Here is a 22,688-nt window from a genome sequence, read left to right on the forward strand (position 1 = left end):
TTGAAGGGGGCCGGCAGATGGGGCAGCTACCCGATCCAGGAGCGCCGCGGCGGCGCCCACCGCAACCGCCGGAACCGACGCCGGGGCTGGTGGTCGCCCTGGAGCAGGCCGGCGCGGAGCTGCTGCCCGCCGTGGGCGGCAAGGCGGCCAACCTCGGCGAACTGCTGCGCGCAGGGCTGCCGGTTCCGCCGGGTGTCTGCCTGACCACCCGGGCCTACCGGCAGGCCACGTCCACTGCCGCGCTCGACGCCGTCCACGCAGAGCTGGCCGCGGCCGCCCCCCGGGACCTCGCCAGGCTCGCCGGACTGGCCGCCGCCGCCCGCCGGCTGGTCCTGGCCGCAGAAGTTCCAGCGGAGATTAACGCGGCCGTGCAGGACGCCTACGCGGCGCTGGGCCCGGACGTCCCGGTGGCGGTGCGCTCCTCCGCCACCGCCGAGGACCTGCCCTTTGCCAGCTTCGCCGGCCAGCAGGACAGCTTCCTCAACGTCGTGGGCGTCGACGCGGTCCTGGCCGCGGTCCGGCAGTGCTGGGCCTCGCTCTGGACGGACCGCGCCGTGAGCTACCGCGCCGCCCACGCGATCGGCCCCGGGTCGGTGGCGCTTGCGGTGGTGGTCCAGCGGATGGTGGACGCAGCCGTGGCCGGAGTCCTGTTCACCGCGAATCCGGTCACCGGCCGGCGGCACGAAGCGGTCATCGACGCCAGCCCGGGCCTCGGCGAGGCGGTGGTGTCCGGGGCGGTCAACCCGGACCACTTCGTCGTCGACAGCGCCACCCGGCGGATTCTGGAGCGCCGGATCGGCAGCAAAAAACTGGTCATCCGGCCGCTGCCGGGCGGCGGAACCGAACGGATCGTCCAGCCCGACGCCGGCACGGCGCCCTGCGTCGACGACGCCCGGCTGCTGGCGCTGGAGCTGCTGGGCCGCCGCGCGGAAGTGCACTTCGGCGCGCCGCAGGACCTCGAATGGGCGATCGACGGCGGCGGCGCGGCATGGTTGACGCAGTCCCGGGCCATCACCACGCTCTACCCCTTGCCCGAGCGTGCGACGGTCCGGGACGGGACCCGCGTCTACCTGTGTTTCAGCCTGGCCCAGGGCCTGACCCGCCCGCTGACCCCAATGGGGCTGGCGGCCTTCCGGCTTATCGCCTCGTCCGTGGCCCGTGCGGCGCAGTTCCAGGTCCCCGCCCCGCATGACGGGCCGGCGCCGTACGTCCAGGCCGGGCAGCGGCTCTTCTTTGACCTGACCCCGGTGGTGCGCAGCGCCGTCGGACGGGCGATCGTTCCCCGGGTGTTCGACGTGATGGAGGCCCGCTCCGCGGCCGTGTTGCGGCAGCTGTTCCAGGACCCCCGCTTTTCGGTTACCAGCCGGTCCCCGTGGCGGGTGCTGCGGCACATCGGCCCGGTGGCGGTGCGGGCCCGGGTCCCCGGCACGCTGCTCCGGGCACTGTTCCGGCCGGAGGCAGCGCTGCGCCGGGCGGAGCAATTCGGTAAACGGTTCCGGGCCGCCCTGGTAGTCCCGGCCGGTGCCACCGCGGAGCAGCGGCTGGACCACGTGGAGCGGATCCTTGGCCAGGAGCTTTTCCCGGTGGTGCCCAACATCCTGCCCCTGCCGGCCCTGGGCTTCGCCCTGCTGGCGGCCGCCGGCAGGCTGCTGGGGGCGGGGCCCGGACCGGGGGCGCTGCAGCAGGTGCTGCGGGGACTGCCCCGCAACGTCACCACCGAAATGGACCTGGCGCTCTGGCAGCTCGCCGCAGCCATCCGGGCCGACGCCGAGTCCGCAGCGGTGTTCGACGGCGCGGCGGTCACCGACGACGGCTCCCGCGACGGTGCGGCGGTCCCGGACCTGGTCCGCCGCTACCGGGCGGGAACGCTGCCCTCCGGCGTGCAGTCAGGGCTCACCGCTTTCCTGGGCCGCTACGGCCACCGGGCCGTGGCGGAAATCGACGTCGGGATGCCGCGCTGGTCCGATGACCCTGCCTATATCTTCGGAGTCCTGGCCAACTACCTGCGCCTGGAGGACCCAGGCCAGGCCCCGGACCGGCAGTTCAGCAGGGCCGCCCGCGACGCCGAGGCCCAGGCGAAGCGGCTCGCCGCCGCCGCGGGGGAGCGCGGCAGGCTGCGCGGCGCGCTGGTGCGGGCGGCGCTGAAACGCACCAGGATGTTCGCCGGGCTGCGGGAACTGCCGAAGTACCACATTGTGGAGGCCCTGGCCGCGGTGCGGGTCCAACTTCAGGCCATCGGGACGGAGCTGGCGGCGGCCGCCCGCATCACGGATCCGGACGATGTCTTTTTCCTGGACCTGGTCGACGTCCGGCAGGCCCTCGCCGGGGCGCCGCTGCAGGACCTGGTGGCGCAGCGCCGGGAAGCCTACGTCCGGGAACTTGGCCGCCGGCACATCCCGCGGGTGCTGCTCTCGGACGGGACGGAACCGGAGGCACGGCCGGGCGGTGCCGGCCGGACAGCAGCGGGAAACCCGGGGCTCCTGACCGGCAGCCCGGCCTCGGCCGGCACCGTCACCGCCAGGGCCCGGGTCATCCTGGAGCCACAAGGGGCGCTGCTGGAGCCCGGCGAGGTCCTCGTTGCGCCCTCGACGGACCCGGGCTGGACGCCGCTGTTCCTGACCGCCGGCGGACTGGTGATGGAAATGGGCGGACCCAACTCGCACGGCGCCGTCGTGGCCCGGGAATACGGGATTCCCGCCGTCGTCGGGGTTCCGGAGGCCACCTCGCTGATCGCCACCGGGCAGGACATTACGGTTGACGGCGGCGCCGGCACCGTGCTGCCGGAGGTCCCGCTGCAGGCTCCGGACGGCGGTGCGGAAGAATCTGCCGGCGCCCGGTGATCCTTGCCGCTTCCGGGCGTAACCTTGAATGATGAGCCATATTGGAGCGCGGTCATAATGACCCGTACCTGGTTGCGCTGGCTGCCGGCCGCAACCGTCCCTGCCGTGATCGCCGCCGGCGTGCTGACGGGATCCCTGCCGGCCAGCGCGCAGGATCCGCTGCCGGCCAAATCCCCCCAGCAAGTGCTGGAGCTGGTAGCCCAGCACCGCCAGACATCCTTCTCCGGGACCTTGGAACAGACCTCCGAGCTGGGCCTGCCGGAACTTCCGCAGACCGGTCCGGGAACGGCCTCGGCCGACACCGCCTGGCTGGAACTCCTGACCGGACCGCATACGGCCAGGGTTTACCGCGACGGGGCGCAGAACGCCCGCGTCCAGGTGATGGACCGGCTCGCCGAGCGCGACGTCATCCGGCACGGCAACGAGCTCTGGTTCTACAACTCCAAGGACAACACCGCCGCGCACGCGGTGCTCCCGGCCCGGTCCGGAGACCGCCACCCGTCCGGCCAGGAGTCCGTGCCCACCCCGGACGTGCTGGCCGCGAAGCTCCTCGCCACGCTGGACCGCAGCAGCGATGTGAGCGTCGGCGCGGACGTGGAGGTCGCCGGGCGCGCCGCCTACCGCCTGGTGCTCACGCCCCGGTCCTCAACCACGCTGCTGGCCTCGGTGGCCGTTTCGGTCGACGGCCAAAGCGGCATGCCGCTCGGCGTCGAGCTGAGGGCGCGCGGCCAGGCCGAACCGGCGTTCAGCGTCGCCTTCACCAAGCTTTCGCTGGAGGCCCCGGACGCCGCCATCTTCCAGTTCAGCCCGCCGCCCGGCGCCACCGTCAAGGAGCTCCCGGTTCCGGACCACAAGGCAGCCGGCGCCAAGGAACGGCCCGGTCCGGCCACGAAGGCCCCCGCCGCGGCTGCGCGGGACAAAGCCAAAATCAGCGGGACCGGCTGGGAGTCCATCGTCGAACTGCCCGCCGGCACCGTGCCCCAGGCAGCGCTGGGCAACGGCACCCCGCAGCAACAGGGCAAACCCGGAAGTGCGGCGTCGCTGCTGGCCCAGGCCGCGGTCCCCGTGGCCGGTGGCAGGCTCCTCTCCAGCGCCCTGCTGAACGTGCTGATCCTGGACGACGGCCGCATCCTCGCCGGGTCGGTCCCGCTCGAGCGGCTCCAGGCCGCAGCTGCCGCCCGGTGACCGCCGTCGCGCCGTCCGCCGAACTGAGCATCGAGACCCGGGGCCTGAGCAAGCGCTTCGGCCGGCAGCTGGCGGTCGACGGCGTCGACCTGGCGGTACCCAAAGGCTCGGTCTTTGGTTTCCTGGGCCCCAACGGCTCGGGCAAGACCACCACGATCCGGATCATGCTGGGCCTCGCGGCGGCGTCGAGCGGCTCGGTCCGTGTCCTGGGCGAGGAGATGCCGCGGCAGCTGCGCGCGGTGCTGCCCCGGGTGGGCGCCCTGGTGGAAGGGCCGGCGTTTTACCCCTTCCTCTCCGGCGCCGCGAACCTGCTGCGCTTCGACGCCGCGGATCCGGAAGCGCCCGCCGGGACCCGGCGCGCCCGGGTGCACACAGCGCTGGAACGGGTGGGCCTGGCGCACGCCGCGGACAAAAAGGTCCGGGCCTATTCGCTGGGCATGAAGCAACGGCTGGGTATCGCCAACGCGCTGCTGGCACCCCGGGAGCTCCTGGTGCTGGATGAGCCGACCAACGGCCTGGACCCGCAAGGTACCCGCGAGGTGCGGCACCTCGTCCGGTCCCTCGCCGCGGACGGCGCCACCGTGTTCGTCTCCAGCCACCTGCTGGCCGAAGTGGAACAGATCTGTACGCACGCCGCCATCATGAGCGCCGGCCGCCTGGTGGCCCAGGGCCCCCTGCCGGAACTGCGGCAGGCCGGCCATTCCAGGGTCCGGCTGCTGACCCCGGACCCCGGCGCTGCCGCCCGGGTGATGGCCGGCCTGGGACTGAGCGTCGACGGCGGGAGGCCGCCGTCCGGGGGCGGCGGCACTCTTCGCGGTCCGGGGCCCGGTGCGGGAACCGCGGCCGCCGACCAGGCGGTTGCCGACCAGGCGGCTGCCGGCGAGGTGCTGTACGCGCCGCTGCCCGCCGGTTCCGCCGCCGGCGCCCCCTCGCCGGAGAAGCTGGTGGCGGAGCTCGTGGCGGCCGGCGTCAGGGTCCGCGGCTTCGCCGTCGAACAGGGCAGCCTCGAGGACCGCTTCGTCGAATTGACCGGGGAGGGCTTCGACGTTGCGCAATGATCCGCCCGCCCCAGGTCCAGGCAACCCCGCCCCCGGGGAGCCTCAGCTGACGGCTGCCGCTTCTGCCGCTTCCGGCCCGGCTGCCGTTTCGGCGCCGCGGGGGGCAAGGGCACCGGGCCTGCGGCTGCTCGGCTCCGAGCTGAGTGTGCTCTTCCGCCGCCGCCGGACCTGGGCCATGTTGCTCGCCCTGGCCGCCATCCCGGTGCTGATCGCCGTGGCCGTGCGGCTCTCCTCGGCGGTGCCGGCCGGCCGCGGGCCCGCGTTCCTGGACCGGATCAGCCAAAACGGCTTGTTCGTCGGGGTGACCGCGATGCTGGTCGCCGTCCCGTTATTCCTGCCCCTCACGATCGGGGTGGTCGCAGGCGACACCTTGGCCGGCGAGGCCGGGTTGGGGACGCTCCGCTACCTCCTGGCTGCCCCGGCGGGGCGGGGTCGGCTGCTGGTGGTCAAGTACGCCGGGGCCGCCGTGTTCGCCGTCGCAGCTCCGTTCACGGTGGCCCTGGTCGGGGCAGGCATCGGAGCGGCGCTGTTCCCGGTGGGGCCGGTGACCCTGCTTTCCGGCGACTCGATCGGCGCCGGCGAGGCGTTCGGGCGGCTGCTGCTGATTGCCGCCTATCTGGCGGTTTCACTTGTGGGACTGTCCGCCATTGGCCTGTTCATGTCGTCCCTGACGGACGTGCCCGTCGGTGCGATGGCGGCCACGGTGGTGCTGGCCGTCGTCGCCCAGGTTGCCGACGCGCTGCCGCAGCTCGAGTGGCTGCACCCGTGGCTCTTCACACACCGCTGGCTCGACTTCGCCGACCTGTTGCGCCAGCCCGTCGCCTGGGAATCCTTCGCCGCCAACGCGCTGCTGCAGGGCGGCTACCTGGCCTTCTTCGGCGCCCTCGCCTACGCCCGGTTCACCACGAAGGACGTGCTCTCCTAGGACCGACGAGATCCCGGGGACCCGTGAACGGTGCCGACTGCCAGAACGGCCTAACCGCGCGGAGCGCCGAGTGATGTGCCCGCGCGCGTCGGGGATTGCGCGCCGGCCATGAGGGCAAAGTAACCCGGAACCCGTTGCGGCCCGCCGGCGGGGTTCATGGGGATGACCTCGATGCTGACCGGTCCGTCCGCGAGGGTGCGCCACCTTGTGTCGGGGAAGACGATGCGTCGCTCCGCGGCGCCGAAACGCCCCGGGCGGGGCAGGTTTTGCAGGGCCCGCTGCAAGGGTGCGGGTACGTGTCCTCTTGTTGCACCCAGTTCGGCCAGGTAGTCGAGGCTGTTTCCGAGGAAATTTGTTTCGGCTAAAAACACGCGTCCGGCTCCCCCGACGATGGTGCTCAGGTTGTCCGCCAGCGCGGCTTGTTTGGCTGGTTTGAGGACGTGAAACACGCCGCGGATGAAAACGTTCGCGGGCCCCAGACGCTCCAAGAGGAGTTCTCCGGCGCCCGCCTCCGTGGCGTCCAGGACTGCGTATGCGGGGTTCTGGCTGTCGCTGGTTTCCCCAGTGGCCCTCGCAACGGCGCTGGCGGAGACATCAACCCCGAGGACCTTGGGGAAAAGGGAGCCAAGCCATCTGCTGTACGTCCCGTTGCCGCATCCGATGTCGATGACGGGCAGGTCCGGATCAAAATGCGCGAGAACTATCTCTGTGTACTGTTTGCGCTCGGCCGCGGAGCCGGCGTCCCAGAGAACGTCTCCTTTGTCACCCGTGGCACGTATGCCGGTCCAGTATTGTTCCCAGGCTGCATGCGGGTCTTTCGGCGCACCGGACACCAGGCGCGATACGGTCGGGACTAGCAGCATTCGGTCCCAAAACTTCGGCATAGACAAACATTACCGCCGGGGCTCGGAGCCGCTGATCCGTTCGAGTATCGCCGCGGCGGGGCCGGGGCGTCCCAAGTAATAGCCCTGCCCGTAGAGGCAGCCCATTGCTTGCAGCTGAGCGGCCTGTTCGGCGGTTTCGATGCCCTCGACGATCGCTTCCAGTTCGGCTGCCGATATCAATTGCAGGATGGCAGCAACGAATTTCTGTTGCTGGAGGTCGGATTCGAGGTTTTTGATGAGGGAGTGGTCAACCTTGACTGTGTCGGCGGGAAGGGTCCGAAGGTAGCTGATGGATGAATAGCCGGTGCCGAAGTCATCGATCTGCAGCCCGACGCCGAGGGCGCGGAGTTTTTCCAGTACCTGTTCTTCTCCCGTACCCCGGGACATAAGTACGCTCTCGGTAATCTCGAGGACCAGGCGGGACGGTTCGATGTCATTTTTCGCCAGGGTCCCGCTGACGTCTTCGAGCAGATCGTTTCGAAGGAGTTCGGCGGCCGAGAGGTTGATGTGCAGGCAGAAATCCGATAGCTCGGGTGCGGCTCGTTTCCAGCGGCCCAGTTGGGAGATTCCTTCGTGGAGTACCCACCGTCCAAGTTCCAGGATCAGGCCGGTTTCTTCGGCGATCCCAATGAAGCTGTCCGGCATGATTGTGCCGTGTACGGGGTGGTGCCATCGGACGAGGGCCTCGACACCGGCGACTCTGCCGGACGCTAGTTCGACTACCGGCTGGTACAGCAACGCCAGCTGGCCGCTGTCAGCTGCCGTTCGTAGTTCAGCGGTGATCCGTGATCTTTCCTGAACGGCATTGAGCATATCCGGGTGGAAGAGCTGGACCTTGTTCCTGCCCTGGGCTTTGGCTTGATACATCGCAATGTCGGCGCCACGCACCAGTTCCTCTGCCGAGTACCCGGCGCCGCGGATACAGACGCCGATGCTGCCCGTGGTCCAGACCGTTTCTGTGCCAATATCCACGCTTTCCTGTAGGGCTTCCCAGGCCCGGTGCGCGATGAGCATGATTTCTTCGGCGCTGGCTCCGACGATGAGGACCGCGAATTCATCGCCGCCAAGCCGGGCCACGGTGTCGCCAGCCCGCACGACGGAACGCAGTCGGCGGGAAACCTCGATCAGTACGGCGTCGCCGGCGCTATGGCCCAAGGTGTCGTTGACAGCCTTGAATGAATCCAGATCCAGGATGAGCACGGCGGGGGCATCTTCGCCGACCGGGCCGGTCTGGATTGCCTCGTGGATCCGTTCGTTGAGTAGGGTCCTGTTGGCCAGACGGGTCAGAGCGTCGGTCTTGGCCATATGCTCCAGTTCAACCTGCGTTCGACGCAACATGGCCGTTCGGGCCGCCACGCGATCCTCGAGGTCCGAGTAGATATACCCGAGCTCTTCGGCCAGGAGATTGACGCCGGTAATGACGGCGTCGATGGCATCTCTTTGTTCCGAGGGCTCGATACGCGCGCTCAGCTCTCCGGCGGCCAGCCGGACAATGCCGTCAACCAACTGCTGCAGGCGCGGGTCCTCGATGCTCTCCTCAGGACTCATGTGTCCCGGACCGAGGAAAAATACGGTGAAGTCCGGCTCGCCGCTGGTGCTGCTGCTGAGTCGCCAGATCCCGACGTCTACGACTTGGCACAGAGCCAGTCCGTCGCCTCGTCGCGGGAGGTGAAGAAGCGCGTAGGGCAGGGAGGTATATGCACACCGAGAAAAAAGTTCGCCAGGACCCGGTCCACCGGGGAACGCCCCAACAAAGCGATCCGGGCGGCGTCGCAGGGAATCGACCAGATGCTTCTGGCTTCCCGGCTCACCGAGGCGACGGTAGCCATGTCTACAAGCATCGGGTGAGGCACGCCGCGGCATATTTCATTGACTTTCGCCATTGCGGCCCTGGCGTCCTCTACCTCAATCTTGATCCCAGGCGACCACTGCAGGTGAACGAGGCCGTCGTCGCGCAGTACGACGCTGCCCTTGCCGCCGTCCACGGTCTCCGGTGCTATGACCACGTCACCTCCTGAATGGACCGCCGAGCTTTTCGACAGTGTCTCAAAGGTACTCCGGAATTCCGGGTGCCCTGTTGCAGCGAACACGAATTGATGAGCGCATTTTTCGGTCCGTTCCTGAGCAGCCGCCCCGAATGCGCCGACTCAGTACCGGGCGGCGTAGGGGTACAACTGCATCCCGGACATGGAAGCAAGGTCCGTCACGGTAAGCCCGCTCTCCGGGTTCAGCGCCTGGACCACGCGGCCGCCACCCAGGTAGATGGCCACGTGGTAGAAGCCCGGGGCCGAGCCCCAGACCAGCAGGTCGCCGGGCTGCGCCGCGGAGAGGGGCACGTGCACCGGAGCCTCCGCGTACTGCTGGGCAGCCGTGCGCGGCAGCTGCTTGCCGGCTGCGGCGAACGCGTTCTGGACCAGGCCGGAGCAGTCGAAGCCGTAGGCGCCGGTGCCGCCGTACTGGTAGAAGTACGGCGAACCGACCTTGTTCAGGGCCGCGGAAATTGCCACCTGGTTGGAACCGCCCGGCGCGGGAGCAGGAGCAGGAGCAGGAGCAGGTACGGGTGCGGGCGCCGGCGGGGCGGGACGCGGCGCGGGTGCCGGTGCCGGACGGGGTGCCGGCGCGGGAGCGGGCCGGATGGGTGCGGGCTGGACCGGTGCTGGCTGGACGGGCGCCGGGACGGTGGGAACCGGCTCCGGCACGGCCGGTGACCGGGGCGCCGCGGGCGGCGTCGGCGTTGTACCGGCCGGGCGCGCCGGCGCAACCGGCCCAGGCTCCGCTGCCCGGGCAGGCTCCGGGCCGGCGGCCCCCGCCGCGGTAAGTGCCGCGAGCCGTGCCTGCTGGCGCTGCCGGTCCAAAGCATCCACCCGGGCGGACTCCAGTGCCACGGTGGTGTTCCGCAGCGAGGCCAGCTGGCCTAGCAGGATTTTCCGCTGGGCGGCGGCATCGGACACAGCTTTTTGCCGGTCTTTGTCGGCGCGTTCGGCGTCGGTCTTGCGGGACTCCGCGGTGCGGGCAGCGTCGTCGGCGGCGCGGTCCGCGTCCGCAGCGGCGTCCTTCGATGACCGCGCGGCGGCGGCAGCATTCTCCGCGGCCTGGAAGGCGCGGTTCCGGCCGGCAGCCACCGCCTCGAGCGTGGCGGCCTGCTGGAGCGCCTCGCCGTTCCCGCTGACCAGGCTGAGCGCCGGTGTCATGCCGCCATTGCGGTAAAGGTCGCCGGCGAGTTGGCCGATCAGCCGGCGGGCTTTCTTCTGCTCGGCCTCGGCGGCCGCGGCCTTGGCCTCCGCCAGGGCGGCGGCGTCCCGCCTGATCTGCAGTTCCACCAGGGCGTCCGCATAGGCGTTGTTGGCGGCGAGTGAGATGGCCAGGCCGGCTTCCTTGGCCGCAGAGGCGTCCGCCAGGATCCGGTCGATCCGGGTCACCTGGTCCGCCGTCGCGCGTTCACTGGACTTGGCCGCGGCGATTTCCCCGGGCGTGGGCAGCTCCGGCGCGGCCGGCACCCCCAGGGACGGAGCGGGCCGTGCCGCCCCGGGGGAGGCCTGGGCCGGGACAGCAAGTGCGCCGAGCAGTACGACGGCGGTGCAGAGTGCCGCAGCCTTGCCGCCGGATCCGGTCCAAGCCATGGAAAACCTCGTTGCAGTCAGGCTGGCGCGAGCGAGGTAGGAATGTGGCACGTGAATGGCCCCTCTGCGGATCGCCCAGCAGGGACGAGGCTACGTGCCATACGCTACTTTGGCAACAAAGGTCACATCAGTAACATAAACAACAAGCATGTGATTTGGGCACACCCTACGGGGCGTGTCGTGCCGTTCGACGGTGGTTCCGGGCCGCCGAAAGCAGTTCCGGGCAGTGCCGGCCGTACCGGCGACGGGCCGTCAGGCGTGCTGGTGGGCCTCGTGTTCCGCGTGGGTGACCGGTTCGAGCTGGAAAGTGCAGTGCTCGGTGTCGAAGTGTGAGCCCAGGCAGCTGACCAGCTTGTCCAGCACCCGGTCCGCCCCGCGGGCTCCGAGCGCCGCATCCTCCACCACCACGTGGGCGGAGAACACCGGCACCCCGGAGGTGATGGTCCAGATGTGGATGTCGTGCACGGACACCACGCCGTCCACGGCCAGGATGTGCTCGCGGATCATCTGGACATCCACTCCCTTGGGAGTGGCTTCGAGCAGCACGTCCACGACGTCGCGGAGCAGGTGCCAGGCCCGGGGCAGGATCATCAGCGCGATCAGGATCGAGGCAATGGTGTCCGCGGCCTGGTATCCGGTAGCCATGATGACGATGGCGGCGACAATGACGGCGAAGGAGCCCAACAGGTCGCCCAGGACCTCCAGGTACGCGCCGCGGATGTTGAGGCTTTCCTTCTGGGCGCCGCGCAGGATCAACAGCGAGACCAGGTTGGCCACCGCACCCAGGACGGCGGCGGAAAGCATGACGTCGGTCTGGACCTCGGGGGCCGAGCCGAGGCGCCGGATGGCCTCGGTAAAGATGACCACGGAAATGACGATCAGGACCAGCGCGTTGGCCAGCGCGGCGAGGACCTCGGCCCGCTGGTAGCCGTAGGTCCGCGCATCATTCGCCGGACGCGCGGCGATCCAGGCGGCGAGCAGCGCGATGAAGACGCCAGCGGCGTCGGAGAGCATATGCCCGGCGTCGGCGAGCAGGGCCAGCGAGCCGGAGACCAGGGCGCCCACAACCTGGATCAGGACCACGGACAGGGTGATGCCCAGCACGGCGATCAGGCGCTTGCGGTGCCTCCCGGTTGCCGTAATCCCGTGCGAGTGGCTGTGGTCGTGTCCCATGCCTCCAAGGCTAGTCGTACTGGAGGCGGCTAGCCCCAGCCGAGTTCGTGCAGCCGCTCGTCGCTGATGCCGAAGTGGTGCGCCACCTCGTGGACCACGGTGACCGTCACTTCCTCGACCACGTCCTTCCGGGAGGCGCAGAGCTCCAGGATCGGCCGGCGGTAGATGGTGATCCGGTCCGGTAGGGAGCCGGCGTCCCACCAGGAGTCCCGTTCGGTCAGCGGCACGCCCTCGTAGAGTCCCAGCAGCACCGTGTCCGGGTCCTCGCCGGGTTGCGGGGTGTAGTCGTCCTCGATAAACACGGCCACGTTGTCCATGGTCTTCGCCAGTTCCGGCGGGATGCGGTCCAGGGCGTCGCCCACCGCCACTTCGAACTCGTCCGCGGACATCGGGAACGGGCCGGGTCCGCCGTCGTGGACGGTACCGTCGTCGTTGTTGTTTCCGCCGGGAATGATCGGCAGGCCGGGCGGAAGGGAGGCGGACATCTCCCTGCCCCTAGGACCTGGCCGGAGTGCCGGGCAGGGCCCGGGAACGGCGCCGGGTCAGGGCGACGCCGGCGAGGCAGATCATGCCGCCCACCAGACCCCAGACGGTGGGAATTTCGCCCAGCACCAGCCAGGAGATCAGGATGGTGGTGCCGGGCACCAGGTATGTGGTGGCGGCAAGCCTGCCGGCGTCGATCAGCGAGAGCGCGTAGGCCCAGGTGGTGAATGCGATTGCGGTGGGGAAGACGCCGAGGTAGACCAGCCCCAGCGTTGCGGGCAGCGGAGCGGCCTGCAGTTCGGCGACGAGCTGGCCGCTGAACGGCAGGCAGCACACTGCGCCGACCATAATGCCGAACCAGGTTGCCTGGGCCGCGGGGAATTTCCGGAGCACCGGCTTCTGCACGATCACGCTCACCGCCGCGAGGGCGGCCGCGAGCAGGCAGAGCAGCACGCCGGCTAGGTCCGCCGTCGACCGCTGGCCGGAACCGAGGGCGATTACCGCAACTCCGCCGAACGCGACCAGGCTGCCGATGATCAGCCAGCGCGGGAAGCCTTCCTTCAGGATGATCCCGGCCATCACGGCGACCAGGATGGGGTTGACGTTGATCAGCAGGGCGGCGGTGCCGGCGTCAAGCAGGTGTTCGGCGGCGTTCAGGGCGACGTTGTAGCCGCCGAACCACATCACGCCGTAGGCCAGGATGGGCCACCACTCGCGGCCCCGCGGGAGCACGGCGGCCCTGCGGAACTTGGGCAGGACCACCAGGCCCAGCACGACGGCGGCCACGGCAAGCCGCCCCAAGGTCAGCGGCCCGGGGGAGAAGCTGGGGCCGACGGCGCGGATGCCCACGAAGGCCGACGCCCAGAGCACCACGGTGATAATGACGGCGGCGATTCCCAGCCCGCTGATCTGCCCGGGCCGGAGGGCCGCGCGTGCTGCGGCCTGCGGGGCTGCTTCGTGGGCGCTGCCGGGATGGGTATTGTCTGCATGCGTGCTGTCCGGGGAGGGGGAGCCGGTTTCGGCTGTTGTTGCCATGCTGCCAATCTAGCCGGTGCGGCGGCCCGGCAGCTGGCGGAAATCGGCCAGGTCTAGTCGAGATCCTGCCAACCTGTAGCCAAGCCCGGCCCCGTCACCGGCCCCGTCACCGGCCCGGAGTTACCGGAGCGGACGGGCGGCGGCCTGGATTGCCGCGGCGACCTCGTCAAGTGCGGCCGATCCATGCCGCCATTGCTGCCAGTGGAGCGGAACATCCACGTGCCCCGCTGGATCCAGGGCCACCACCGTGCCGTGCTTCAGCTCCTCCGCTATTTCTATTTCGGGGAGCAGCCCCCACCCCATTCCCCAGCGGATGGCCTCGCCAAACTCGTTGGCGGCCGGGATGTAATGCCGTGGCGGTTCCAGTGCCGCGCGGCTCACCGACCGAAGGTACCGGTCCTGCAAATCATCCTTGCGGTCGAAAACGATGACTGGTGCGGCGGCGAGCGTTTCTGCCGTGGCGCCGTCGGGAAACCACCGGGCGGCAAAGCCGGGCGTACAGACCGGGAGGTAGCGCATCACGCCCAGCCGCCGGGAGGAGCACCCGGGCGCCGCCTTGGCCGTGGTGGTGATGGCGGCGGCCGCGGCGCCGCTGCGCAGGAGCTCCAGCGAATAATCCTGGTCCTCGCGGAGGATTTCGAGCTGGACCCTTCCCGCCACCGCGGCCAGGCCGGCCAGCGCCCAGGTGTGCAGGGAATCACTGTTGATCACCAGCGTCAGTCGAGTCCGCCCTTGGGGTTCCTCCGGCTGCAGCTCCCCGGTGAGGTCCGCGGAGAGCAGCTCCAGCTGCCGGGCGAAGCGCACCACGGCCTGGCCGGAATCCGTGAGTTCCGCCGGCCGCGCCCGGGTCAGCACCGGGCGGCCGACGGCCGTCTCGAGGGCGCGGATCCGCTGGCTGATGGCCGAGGGCGTCACGGATAAGTGGGCGGCGGCGGCATCAAAACTTCCGTGAGCGACGATCGCCGCCAGTGTCCGTGCCTGCTCCGGGGAAATGTCGATCATTAGCTCATCTTATGCAGGAACAGAAAGATTAGCTGTCTTCATATCTATTCGGCGCTTACCGTCGAAGGGTGATCCTCCCCGTGTTTGCCGGCCTCTCCGCCGGCCTGTCCCTCATTGTTGCCATCGGTGCCCAGAATGCGTTCGTACTTCGCCAGGGTATCCAGCGCTCGCATGTGGCCATGGTGGTGGCCGTCTGCGCAGTCTCGGATCTGGTGCTGATCCTGCTGGGCGTCGCGGGCATCGGCGTGCTGTTGGACCAGGCGCCCGCCGCCCTGGTGGTGATCAGATGGGCGGGGGCCGCCTTCCTGCTGGTCTACGGGGCGCTTGCGGCCCGGCGCGCGGTCCGCGGGGAACAGCTGGACCTGCCCGGGGACAAGCCCCCGGGAAGCAGGGCGGCCGTGCTGGCCACCTGCCTGGCCTTCACTTGGCTGAACCCGCACGTCTACCTGGACACCGTCCTGCTGCTCGGCTCACTCGCGGCCGCCCAGGGCGAGACCGGCCGCTGGTGGTTCGCCGCCGGGGCCGGACTTGGGAGTATCGCATGGTTCACTGCCCTCGGTGCGGGGGCGCGGTTCCTGTCGCCGGTGTTCCGGCGCCGGGCGGCCTGGCGGGTGCTCGACGCCGGAATCGCCGTCGTGATGGTCACCCTCGCCGTGTTGCTGCTCGCCTGAGTGCCGTGCCGGCAGTCGCTACGTGCCGCGTCGGGACCACTCGAGGAGCCGGTCCACCGGCCAGGTGGTGATGATCCGCTCCGCAGGAACGCCGTTCCGGGCGGCCCGTTCCGCACCGTATTGCAGGAAATCCAGCTGGCCAGGCGCGTGCGCGTCGCTGTCGATGCTGAACAGGCACCCGGCGTCGAGGGCCATTTGGATCAGTTCGTCCGGCGGGTCCTGGCGTTCCGGGCGGGCGTTGATCTCGACGGCGACGCCGCCTTCCGCGCACGCCGCGAACACCCGTTTCGCGTCAAACTCCGACGGCGGCCGCGTCCCGCGGGAGCCGTTCAGGAGTCGGCCGGTGCAATGGCCCAGCACCCGGGTGTGCGGGTCCTCGATGCCGGCCAGCATTCGCCTGGTCATGGTCCGGCGGTCGGAGCGGAGCTTCGAGTGCACGCTGGCCACCACGATGTCGAGGCGGTCCAGCAGTTCCGGAGCCTGGTCCAGCGTCCCGTCCTCCAGAATGTCGACTTCGATGCCGGAGAGCAGCCGGACCTGGGGGTGGTCTGTGCCGTTTCCTGCCGATCCGGTCCCGGCGCCGATCCCGGCGATCACCTCCAGCTGTTCGGTGAGGCGCTCGGCGCTCAGGCCGTTCGCGATCCTGAGCGTGGGGGAGTGGTCGGTCAGGGCCAGGTACTCACGGCCCAGCGTCCGGGCCGCGTCCAGCATGGCCTCGATCGGCGAACCGCCGTCGGACCAGTCGCTGTGCGTGTGCAGGTCGCCGCGGAGGCTTGCCAGCAACTCCTGCCCGCCGGTGGCGAGAGGTTCGGCGCCTCGTTCGCGCAGGGCCGCAAGGTAGTCGGGAACGCCGCCGTCGACCGCTTGGGCGATCACCTCGAAGGTCCGGTCGCCGATCCCCTTCATCCGCTTCAGCCGGCCATTCGCCCGTAGTGCCGCCAGTTCCTCGGGGGAGAATCCGCCAATCAGTCCGGCCGCCTTGCGGAAGGCCTGCACCTTGTAGGTGGTGGCGCGTTCGCGTTCCAGCCAGAAAGCGATCTCATTGAGGGCAGCAAGGGCGTCCATCCGTCCATCATCCGCACAGCCCTACGGGCCCTGTCCAGAGCTTATTCCCGTTTGGTGGAGCGGATTTTGGAGATTCCGGGAGTTGGCCCTATAGTTTTATAGGTCCAGTTCGGAGGAACCCGAAGGGAACAAAAACGAAGGCTTCGGCCCTTAAATTTTGCCCTTGGTTCAGTGGTTTTTCCGGATGGCGTCCTGGCCCCCATCGTCTAGCGGCCTAGGACACCGCCCTTTCACGGCGGCGGCACGGGTTCGAATCCCGTTGGGGGTACGCAAGGAACTGGTCAAGCCGGATGAAAAAGTCTGGTAGGCTAAAGGCCTTGAAAAATTGCGGTAGCGATACTGCAGACAGCAAGAAACAGCAGTAAACAAGCAGTAAAAGCAAGGCCCTGTAGCGCAGTTGGTTAGCGCGCCGCCCTGTCACGGCGGAGGTCGCGGGTTCAAGTCCCGTCAGGGTCGCTCTGATTGCCAGAAGAAATTCCGGCCGTCATGGTGACACGTCACCTAGGCTCTGTAGCTCAGTTGGTAGAGCGTTCGACTGAAAATCGAAAGGTCACCGGATCGACGCCGGTCGGAGCCACCACTGGGAAGCATCAGTTCTTCGGAACTGGTGCTTTTCTTCTTTAACCCTATCGAGTGCCCCGAATCCCATCGACTGCTGGGTAGCCGCCCTTTTGAGGCCTCAAAACGGCGGTTAGGGAGCAATCGATGGGAGTTCGACGACGTCGCGCGCGGTTGCGGACCCGGCGACGGGCCCGGCTAGACTCGCACGCTGGGGAAGAACGCCATTGCCGCGAACCGTCCCTGACAGGTCCGCGGCGCAAGCCCGACCAAGAAGAGTGATTTTGAACAGCATTATGCACAAGACCCGCCGCCCGTTGACCGTCACCGCGCTCCTCGCCGCCGCGGCCCTGACCGGCTGCGCCGCGCCGGAAGCCGCGGCCCCGCCGTCGTCGTCGTCCCCGGCAGCGTCCGCCACCGCCTCCGCGACGGCCAGCCCCACCAGGACGTCCGGCCCGTATGGCGACTTCCCGACGGCGGCGGAGGCGTGCAGGACGATCTCGGAGCAGGCCACGGGCGCCTCGCTGTTCCCGCTGTCGGCGGCGCAGGGCAAAACCGCCGAACTTGAGCAGCTCAAGGCCGAACTCAGCCGAACGGCAGAGCGGGTTCCGGACAGCCTCAAGGCCGACTTCGCCAAACTCAACCAGGTCGCCGTCGCCGGCCTGAGTGACCAGACCGTCTACTCCAGCGGCAAGTTCCAGGACGCCATGGCTCCCGTGATCGGTTGGATTGCGGCCAACTGCAAGTAGGCCATGGAACGAGTGGCGCCTGAGGTTTGGACGGCCCCGGAATGCCCGCCGACTGCTTGCCGACGGGCACCGAAGGACTGGCTTCCTTGGCCTCCGCCGGGTGACATTTCACACTAAATCTGATTTGTGGGGCGGTATTTGACGCACCTATTCTCCTGTGCCACGCGCGCGGGTTGGACAATGCAAGCGCTTGCATGGGTGGAGCAAACCACGGTTCTTCGGACCTCGAATCACGGTTTGATAAGCAGGCTTCGGCCTACATAGCGTAGAAACCGGCACAGGAAAAGATCCTTTTCCGAATCGCCAGCCGGGGCCCTACCCAAGCCCCGCCCCTCGACACGATGGCGTCCTCGATGACGCCTGCGGTGTCGTCGGGACCGTCGGAGTTCGGGGATTGAGGGCACACGCCCGTCATCCACGACTGGTCTTAACTCCGCGAGAGAAGCAAGAATGCACAAGCACCCCAATACACCCATGATGCTGAGGTGGCGCCCTGCCGCCGCGGCGCTGGCAGCCGCCCTCGTGGCCTCAGCGTTTTTGGCCGTTCCGTCGGCCCAGGCCAACGAACCCTCGGACCCGCCCGCCGCCCAGCAGATGCCGGCGCCCGCCCCCGGTTTCCCGCTGCCCACCGATCACAGCCAGACGCCCTACGATCCGGCGGCGGACTTCACCTCCAAGTGGACCCGCGCCGATGCCAAGCAGATCATGGCGCAGAGCGACTCCACAGTGACGCCCGGCCAGAACTCGATGAGTCCGGATGTCACCATGCCGGAAATTCCTGAGAATTTCCCCGCGATGAACGATGACGTCTGGGTCTGGGACACTTGGTCCCTGACGGACGAGAACGCCAACCAGATCAGCTACAAGGGGTGGGACGTCATCTTCTCCCTCGTTGCCGACCGCCACGCAGGCTACGGCTTCGACCAGCGCCACTGGAACGCCCGGATTGGCTACTTCTTCCGCAAGACCAACGCCGATCCGGCCAAGGACAAGTGGAACTACGGGGGCCATGTCTTCGCTGACGGCGCCTCGATCGGCAACACTGAATGGTCCGGCTCCACCCGCCTGATGCAGGGCAACCAGGTCAACGTCTTTTACACGGCCACCACGTTTTACGACGTTGCCCAGCGCAACGCAGGCGGCGGCGGCATCGCCCCGGACGCGGCCATCGCCAAGGCGCTGGGCAAGATCCACGCCGACAAGAACGGCGTGACCTTCGACGGCTTCAAGCACACCAAGCTGCTTGAGCCGGACGGCAAGATGTACCAGAACAAGGCCCAGAACCCCGGCTTCGCCTTCCGCGACCCCTACACGTTCGCTGACCCGGCCCACCCGGGCAAGACCTTCATGGTGTTCGAAGGCAACACCGGCGGAACGCGTGGACAGTACGAATGCAAGGCCGAGGACCTCGGCTACAAGGCCGGCGACCCGAACGCGGAAAGCGTCAACGAGGTCAACAGCAGCGGCGCCTATTACCAGACCGCCAACGTGGGGTTGGCAGTTGCGGACAACAAGGACCTGACCAAGTGGTCCTTCCTGCCGCCGATCCTCTCGGCCAACTGCGTCAACGACCAGACCGAGCGTCCGCAGATCTTCATTCAGAATGAAGGCGGCAAGAACAAGTACTACCTGTTCACCATTAGCCACCAGTTCACCTACGCGGCCGGCATGCGCGGTCCCGACGGCGTCTACGGCTTCGTGGGCAACGGCGTCCGTTCGGACTACCAGCCGATGAACAACAGCGGCCTGGCCCTGGGCTCGCCCACGGACTTGAACCTTCCGTCCGAGTCCCCCGAGGCGCCCACCCCGAACCAGAACGGCCGCCAGTTCCAGGCCTACTCGCACTACGTGCAGCCCGGCGGCCTGGTGCAGTCCTTCATCGACAACGTGAACGGCGTCCGCGGCGGCTCCCTCTCGCCCACCGTGAAGATCAACTTCCGTGACGGTGTCTCCCAGGTTGACCGCACCTTCGGCAAGAACGGCCTGGGGCCGTTCGGCTACCTGCCCACCAACGTCAAGGTTGGCGGCGAAGGCCTCTACAAGTAGTTCATCAATGAGGCAGTAACAGGGATGGAGGCGCCCGGAATCCGGGCGCCTCCATCCTGTATCTCCGAGGGCGTCAGAGAACGGCGTCGTCTCCCCACCAGAACCAGGAACGTTGAAATTGTGAGAGACCTCGTACGCCCGCTGGTGCCAAAGAAATTGAGGCAGCTGCGTATCGCAGAACGTTTCCCGCCCGGAACCCTGAACCTCCGCACGATCTGGATTGTTGTGGCTGCAGCGGCCGCGGCGGTTCTGGTCGCGGTGGCGCTGGTCCCGTCGACGGCGAGTCCCCGTCCGGCAGCTGCCGGCCAGGTCGAGCAGGCACTCGGGGGCATCGCCGCCGCCCAGGACGAAGCCATGGCATCGCACGGCCGATACGGCTCCTACTGGCTCAGCGGCGGGGATCGCACCCTCGAGAAGCTGACGCATCCGCTCCGGGCCGAAGGTGTGGCGGATCTGCGGAGCATCGAATGCCCCAGCGGGTGGGTGGCAGCCGCGCGGAGTGGAGACGACGTCGAGGTCCGGTCCAGTATGGAAGACCGGGTCGTCCGGGCAGGGACAGGTGAAGTCGTCCGTCCGGGGTGTATATCTTCCGAAGCCGTGGCGTCCATGGTTTCGGATCTGGGCGTGCCGCGGCAGGCGTCGTCGCTCCCGGCTTCGGCGTTTGACCGGCCGGAGGGGGCGTCCCGATTCCGGCCCAGCTATCACATCACGCCCGGAAAGAATTGGATGAATGATCCGCAGCGTCCGATCCTGGTGGATGGGCTGTGGCACTACTACTACCTCTACAACGCCGGGTATCCCACGGAAAACGGCACCGAGTGGTACCACCTGACAAGCACGGACCTGGTGCACTGGAAAGACGAAGGGGTGGCGATCGCCAAGTACAAAAACGGGCTGGGCGACATCGAGACCGGAAGCGCCGTGGTGGACCATGACAACTCGGCCGGCTTCGGCAGGGGGGCCGTTATCGCGGTCATGACGCAACAGGACCAGGGCGTCCAACGGCAATCCCTGTTCTATTCCACCGACAACGGATACTCGTTTACCGCCTATAAGAAGCACCCCATCATGGAGAACCCCGGCGAACCGGACTGGCGGGATCCCAAGATCATCCGCGATGAAGCCCACGGCCAATGGGTGATGGCCCTGGCTGAAGGCGAGAAGATCGGCGTGTACACCTCGACTGACCTCTTGGACTGGCACTACTCTTCGGGCATCGAACGCACGGGTCTGGGCACCCTGGAATGCCCGGAACTCTTCCAGCTCGATCTCGACGGGGACCCGTCCAAGCGGACCTGGGTCCTGGCCGCCAGCGCCAACGGGAGCGAAGAGGGATTCACCACGGGCGTCGCCTACTGGACTGGCTCATGGGACGGAACCCGCTTCACCGCCACCGACGCGGCGCACCAGTGGCTCGATGCCGGCTCCGACTTTTACGCCGCCGTGACGTGGGACGATCCCCGGCTCACCGAAAGCCAGCGGATGTCCTCCCGGCACGCCATCGGGTGGATGAACAACTGGACGTACGCACGGCAGCTTCCCACCGAGGACTGGCACGGCGGTGCCGACTCCATGGTGCGCGACATCAGGCTAAAAACAATCGCAGGCAAGCCGACCCTGGTCTCCAGCCCCACCGCTGCCATGACGTCGATTGAAGGACCGGTGGCAACGGTTGGGGAACGTCGAATGACGCAGGATGGCACCGGGCAGCTACCGGCTCCGGAGGGCGGGGCCTACCGGCTGGATATGACGCTTGAACGCAAGGGTGGCGACGACGGATCCGAGGCGAGGATCGAGCTTGGAAGCGGTAAAGGAACGTTCGCAACGGTCGGATACGACTTCGCGAGTGAATCTGCATTCATTTCCCGCGCTGCTGGTGCTGCCGCCGCCGGCGAGGCCGGACTCCAGCCGAGTTATCGGGCACCGCGACGTACCGTCAGCCCACCGCGTGAAGGGAAAGTCGAGCTGACAATATTCGTCGACTATTCCTCAGTGGAGGTTTTCATCAACGGCGGGGAAAAGACTTTGACGTCACTCGTTTTCCCCGCCGCGGGGGCGCCGACCGTCAATGCCGTCACGGCAGAGGGGTCGCTGACGCTCAAGTCCTTCAGCTACAGGCGGCTGGCCCCCATCCACTGACCAACTTGATCGTCATGGGCAACGGCGATGCGTTGGAGGTGCGTTCCCCGGTCCAACAGCGGCTGTGGGCGGCTGACCATATCCCGCGGCTCCGTCTGTCGCAGGTCCTGGCAGGGGATCCGGGTGGCCTGCCGGGCCAACCGGCCACCATATCGCTGGCAGGTACTAGGGTGGTGACAAAGAGAAGGGGGAGTGCCACATGGAATACCAGAATCCTCAGTCCGCGGTTCCGGAGGCCGGCCTGTCCGACGCCGGGCTGCCGGGTGCGGCCCGCGCCGCGACCGGCCGCACCGTGATTTCCGAAGCCGCCGTCGCCAAGGTGGCCGGGATCGCCGCCCGCGCAGTCCCCGGCGTGTATTCCCTCGGCACCGGGCCGTCCCGCGCCCTGGGCGCCATCCGCGACGCGGTGGGCAGTTCGGATCACGCAGCCGGGGTACGCGCCGAAGTCGGCGAGACCCAGGTGGCCGTGGACATCGACCTCGTGGCGCTCTACGGCACCCCGCTGCACCCCCTGGCGGACCAGATCCGCGCCGCCGTCTACGCCGCCGTGGAGGAGCTCGTCGGGCTCCAGGTCATCGAAGTAAACATTGAAATCCATGACGTCTTCGTCCCCGGCCCGCCCAAGCCCGCGGCCTCCGGCGAGGTACGGCCCGTGAGGGAGGCCCTGCAGTGAACCTGACCGTAGTCGGCATAGCGGCCGGCGCCTTCCTGGCGTTCATGTCCTTCGCGTTCGGCGTCTGGGGCTTCCTGGGTTCCCTGCTCTTTATGGCCCTCGGAGCCCTGCTGGGCCGCGCGGCGGAAGGGAAACTGGACCTGCGCAGCGTCATCGACGCCCTCACGGGCCGGCGTTCCTCCTCATGAGTGCCGCCGCCGGACGGCTCCTGGCCGGACACAACCGGATCAGCACCCAGGCCCTCACCAGCGTGGCGCGCGCCGCTGCTGCGGAGGCGCTCGGTGTGCCGCCGCAGGACGTCCGGGCCGACTGGGCCGACGACGACGGGCTCCTGGCGCTCTCGCTCGTCGCCCCCATCGCCGTCCCGTCGCTCACGGCGGTGCTCAAGGACCCGGCGCGGGTCACCGCCTTCGGCGGCTCTATCTGGGACCGTGCGGTGGCCGCGAAAGCGGAGATCCTGCGCCGCGTCACGGAGCTCAGCGGTGCGCAATTGAGCCGGGTGGACATCCGCATCAGCGGGGCCAGCGTCACCGAGGGAGGCCGGGTCCGGTGAGCGAGGCCGCCGAACGCCACTACAGCGAC

Annotated in this window: 20 protein-coding genes and 3 tRNA genes; 14 read left to right on the plus strand and 9 right to left on the minus strand. The window is 68.5% G+C overall.

Annotation, left to right across the window (positions count from 1 at the left end; translation table 11 throughout):
• Positions 1 to 17: 17 nt before the first annotated feature.
• The 4 genes from ABIN76_RS04455 to ABIN76_RS04470 all read left to right on the plus strand — a co-directional run bounded on the left by ABIN76_RS04455 (position 18) and on the right by ABIN76_RS04470 (position 6,008).
• Positions 18 to 2,840 carry a PEP/pyruvate-binding domain-containing protein gene (locus tag ABIN76_RS04455; protein WP_346958512.1) on the plus strand — a complete coding sequence of 941 codons (2,823 nt, stop codon included), beginning with the start codon at positions 18 to 20 and terminating at the stop codon, positions 2,838 to 2,840.
• 57 nt (positions 2,841 to 2,897) lie between these two features.
• On the plus strand, positions 2,898 to 4,025 hold the full coding sequence (locus ABIN76_RS04460; protein ID WP_346958513.1) for a hypothetical protein: 1,128 nt from the start codon (positions 2,898 to 2,900) through the stop codon (positions 4,023 to 4,025).
• Complete coding sequence (locus ABIN76_RS04465) at positions 4,022 to 5,083, plus strand: ABC transporter ATP-binding protein (protein ID WP_346958514.1); 1,062 nt, start codon at positions 4,022 to 4,024, stop codon at positions 5,081 to 5,083. The genes ABIN76_RS04460 and ABIN76_RS04465 overlap by 4 nt, the downstream gene beginning before the upstream one ends.
• A 118-nt stretch (positions 5,084 to 5,201) precedes the next feature.
• Positions 5,202 to 6,008, plus strand: a complete 807-nt coding sequence (locus tag ABIN76_RS04470; RefSeq protein ID WP_346958653.1) for an ABC transporter permease subunit — start codon at positions 5,202 to 5,204, stop codon at positions 6,006 to 6,008.
• 50 nt (positions 6,009 to 6,058) lie between these two features.
• Here the strand turns inward: ABIN76_RS04470 and ABIN76_RS04475 are convergent, their stop codons facing one another.
• The 8 genes from ABIN76_RS04475 to ABIN76_RS04510 all read right to left on the minus strand — a co-directional run bounded on the left by ABIN76_RS04475 (position 6,059) and on the right by ABIN76_RS04510 (position 14,205).
• On the minus strand, positions 6,059 to 6,841 hold the full coding sequence (locus ABIN76_RS04475) for a class I SAM-dependent methyltransferase (protein ID WP_346958515.1): 783 nt from the start codon (positions 6,839 to 6,841) through the stop codon (positions 6,059 to 6,061).
• A 60-nt stretch (positions 6,842 to 6,901) separates the two neighbouring features.
• Complete coding sequence (locus ABIN76_RS04480; protein ID WP_346958516.1) at positions 6,902 to 8,440, minus strand: EAL domain-containing protein; 1,539 nt, start codon at positions 8,438 to 8,440, stop codon at positions 6,902 to 6,904.
• A gap of 77 nt (positions 8,441 to 8,517) precedes the next feature.
• A complete protein-coding gene (locus ABIN76_RS04485) occupies positions 8,518 to 8,892 on the minus strand; it encodes an STAS/SEC14 domain-containing protein (RefSeq protein WP_346958654.1) in 375 nt (124 codons plus the stop codon).
• Between the two features lie 147 nt (positions 8,893 to 9,039).
• A complete protein-coding gene (locus ABIN76_RS04490; RefSeq protein ID WP_346958517.1) occupies positions 9,040 to 10,512 on the minus strand; it encodes a C40 family peptidase in 1,473 nt (490 codons plus the stop codon).
• A gap of 252 nt (positions 10,513 to 10,764) precedes the next feature.
• The gene (locus ABIN76_RS04495) at positions 10,765 to 11,685 is read right to left on the minus strand and encodes a cation diffusion facilitator family transporter (protein WP_346958518.1); all 921 of its coding nucleotides are present in this window, start codon (positions 11,683 to 11,685) and stop codon (positions 10,765 to 10,767) included.
• A 29-nt stretch (positions 11,686 to 11,714) separates the two neighbouring features.
• A complete protein-coding gene (locus tag ABIN76_RS04500; RefSeq protein WP_346958519.1) occupies positions 11,715 to 12,170 on the minus strand; it encodes a metallopeptidase family protein in 456 nt (151 codons plus the stop codon).
• Positions 12,171 to 12,180: 10 nt separating this feature from the next.
• Entirely contained in the window at positions 12,181 to 13,203 is a 1,023-nt protein-coding gene (locus ABIN76_RS04505) for a DMT family transporter (RefSeq protein WP_346958520.1), read from the minus strand.
• Positions 13,204 to 13,323: 120 nt separating this feature from the next.
• A complete protein-coding gene (locus ABIN76_RS04510) occupies positions 13,324 to 14,205 on the minus strand; it encodes an ArgP/LysG family DNA-binding transcriptional regulator (RefSeq protein ID WP_346958521.1) in 882 nt (293 codons plus the stop codon).
• Positions 14,206 to 14,273: 68 nt separating this feature from the next.
• Between ABIN76_RS04510 and ABIN76_RS04515 the strand changes: the two genes are divergently transcribed.
• A complete protein-coding gene (locus ABIN76_RS04515) occupies positions 14,274 to 14,876 on the plus strand; it encodes a LysE/ArgO family amino acid transporter (RefSeq protein ID WP_346958522.1) in 603 nt (200 codons plus the stop codon).
• 18 nt (positions 14,877 to 14,894) lie between these two features.
• Here the strand turns inward: ABIN76_RS04515 and ABIN76_RS04520 are convergent, their stop codons facing one another.
• Positions 14,895 to 15,941, minus strand: coding sequence for a PHP domain-containing protein (locus ABIN76_RS04520; RefSeq protein WP_346958523.1), 1,047 nt, complete (start codon positions 15,939 to 15,941; stop codon positions 14,895 to 14,897).
• A gap of 195 nt (positions 15,942 to 16,136) precedes the next feature.
• Between ABIN76_RS04520 and ABIN76_RS04525 the strand changes: the two genes are divergently transcribed.
• The 9 genes from ABIN76_RS04525 (at position 16,137) to ABIN76_RS04565 (ending at position 22,659) form a co-directional block, all read left to right on the plus strand.
• Positions 16,137 to 16,209, plus strand: a tRNA-Glu gene (locus tag ABIN76_RS04525).
• A 114-nt stretch (positions 16,210 to 16,323) separates the two neighbouring features.
• Positions 16,324 to 16,397: transfer RNA gene (locus tag ABIN76_RS04530), tRNA-Asp, on the plus strand.
• Positions 16,398 to 16,445: 48 nt separating this feature from the next.
• Positions 16,446 to 16,521 (plus strand) — tRNA-Phe (locus tag ABIN76_RS04535).
• Positions 16,522 to 16,783: 262 nt separating this feature from the next.
• On the plus strand, positions 16,784 to 17,248 hold the full coding sequence (locus ABIN76_RS04540) for a hypothetical protein (RefSeq protein WP_346958524.1): 465 nt from the start codon (positions 16,784 to 16,786) through the stop codon (positions 17,246 to 17,248).
• Between the two features lie 450 nt (positions 17,249 to 17,698).
• The gene (locus ABIN76_RS04545; protein ID WP_346958525.1) at positions 17,699 to 19,294 is read left to right on the plus strand and encodes a glycoside hydrolase family 68 protein; all 1,596 of its coding nucleotides are present in this window, start codon (positions 17,699 to 17,701) and stop codon (positions 19,292 to 19,294) included.
• Between the two features lie 120 nt (positions 19,295 to 19,414).
• Positions 19,415 to 21,433 (plus strand): glycoside hydrolase family 32 protein, encoded by a 2,019-nt coding sequence (locus tag ABIN76_RS04550; protein WP_346958526.1) that lies wholly within the window; start codon positions 19,415 to 19,417, stop codon positions 21,431 to 21,433.
• 199 nt (positions 21,434 to 21,632) lie between these two features.
• On the plus strand, positions 21,633 to 22,106 hold the full coding sequence (locus tag ABIN76_RS04555; protein WP_346958527.1) for an Asp23/Gls24 family envelope stress response protein: 474 nt from the start codon (positions 21,633 to 21,635) through the stop codon (positions 22,104 to 22,106).
• The gene (locus ABIN76_RS04560) at positions 22,103 to 22,294 is read left to right on the plus strand and encodes a hypothetical protein (RefSeq protein WP_346958528.1); all 192 of its coding nucleotides are present in this window, start codon (positions 22,103 to 22,105) and stop codon (positions 22,292 to 22,294) included. The genes ABIN76_RS04555 and ABIN76_RS04560 overlap by 4 nt, the downstream gene beginning before the upstream one ends.
• Positions 22,291 to 22,659, plus strand: coding sequence for a hypothetical protein (locus ABIN76_RS04565; protein WP_346958529.1), 369 nt, complete (start codon positions 22,291 to 22,293; stop codon positions 22,657 to 22,659). Before ABIN76_RS04560 ends, ABIN76_RS04565 begins: the two co-directional genes overlap by 4 nt.
• The last annotated feature ends 29 nt before the right edge of the window (positions 22,660 to 22,688 follow it).

Source organism: uncultured Arthrobacter sp. (genome assembly GCF_964021775.1).
Taxonomy (GTDB): domain Bacteria; phylum Actinomycetota; class Actinomycetes; order Actinomycetales; family Micrococcaceae; genus Arthrobacter.

What these genes read in the sequence shown, in the direction of transcription:
- ABIN76_RS04500 (WP_346958519.1), bottom strand. Translation starts at nt 12,170, where the DNA reads ATGTCCGCCTCCCTTCCGCCCGGCCTGCCGATCATTCCCGGCGGAAAC.
- ABIN76_RS04490 (WP_346958517.1), bottom strand. Translation starts at nt 10,512, where the DNA reads ATGGCTTGGACCGGATCCGGCGGCAAGGCTGCGGCACTCTGCACCGCC.
- ABIN76_RS04565 (WP_346958529.1), top strand. Translation starts at nt 22,291, where the DNA reads ATGAGTGCCGCCGCCGGACGGCTCCTGGCCGGACACAACCGGATCAGC.
- ABIN76_RS04495 (WP_346958518.1), bottom strand. Translation starts at nt 11,685, where the DNA reads ATGGGACACGACCACAGCCACTCGCACGGGATTACGGCAACCGGGAGG.
- ABIN76_RS04480 (WP_346958516.1), bottom strand. Translation starts at nt 8,440, where the DNA reads ATGAGTCCTGAGGAGAGCATCGAGGACCCGCGCCTGCAGCAGTTGGTT.
- ABIN76_RS04505 (WP_346958520.1), bottom strand. Translation starts at nt 13,203, where the DNA reads ATGGCAACAACAGCCGAAACCGGCTCCCCCTCCCCGGACAGCACGCAT.
- ABIN76_RS04545 (WP_346958525.1), top strand. Translation starts at nt 17,699, where the DNA reads ATGCACAAGCACCCCAATACACCCATGATGCTGAGGTGGCGCCCTGCC.
- ABIN76_RS04455 (WP_346958512.1), top strand. Translation starts at nt 18, where the DNA reads ATGGGGCAGCTACCCGATCCAGGAGCGCCGCGGCGGCGCCCACCGCAA.
- ABIN76_RS04520 (WP_346958523.1), bottom strand. Translation starts at nt 15,941, where the DNA reads ATGGACGCCCTTGCTGCCCTCAATGAGATCGCTTTCTGGCTGGAACGC.
- ABIN76_RS04555 (WP_346958527.1), top strand. Translation starts at nt 21,633, where the DNA reads ATGGAATACCAGAATCCTCAGTCCGCGGTTCCGGAGGCCGGCCTGTCC.
- ABIN76_RS04460 (WP_346958513.1), top strand. Translation starts at nt 2,898, where the DNA reads ATGACCCGTACCTGGTTGCGCTGGCTGCCGGCCGCAACCGTCCCTGCC.
- ABIN76_RS04510 (WP_346958521.1), bottom strand. Translation starts at nt 14,205, where the DNA reads ATGATCGACATTTCCCCGGAGCAGGCACGGACACTGGCGGCGATCGTC.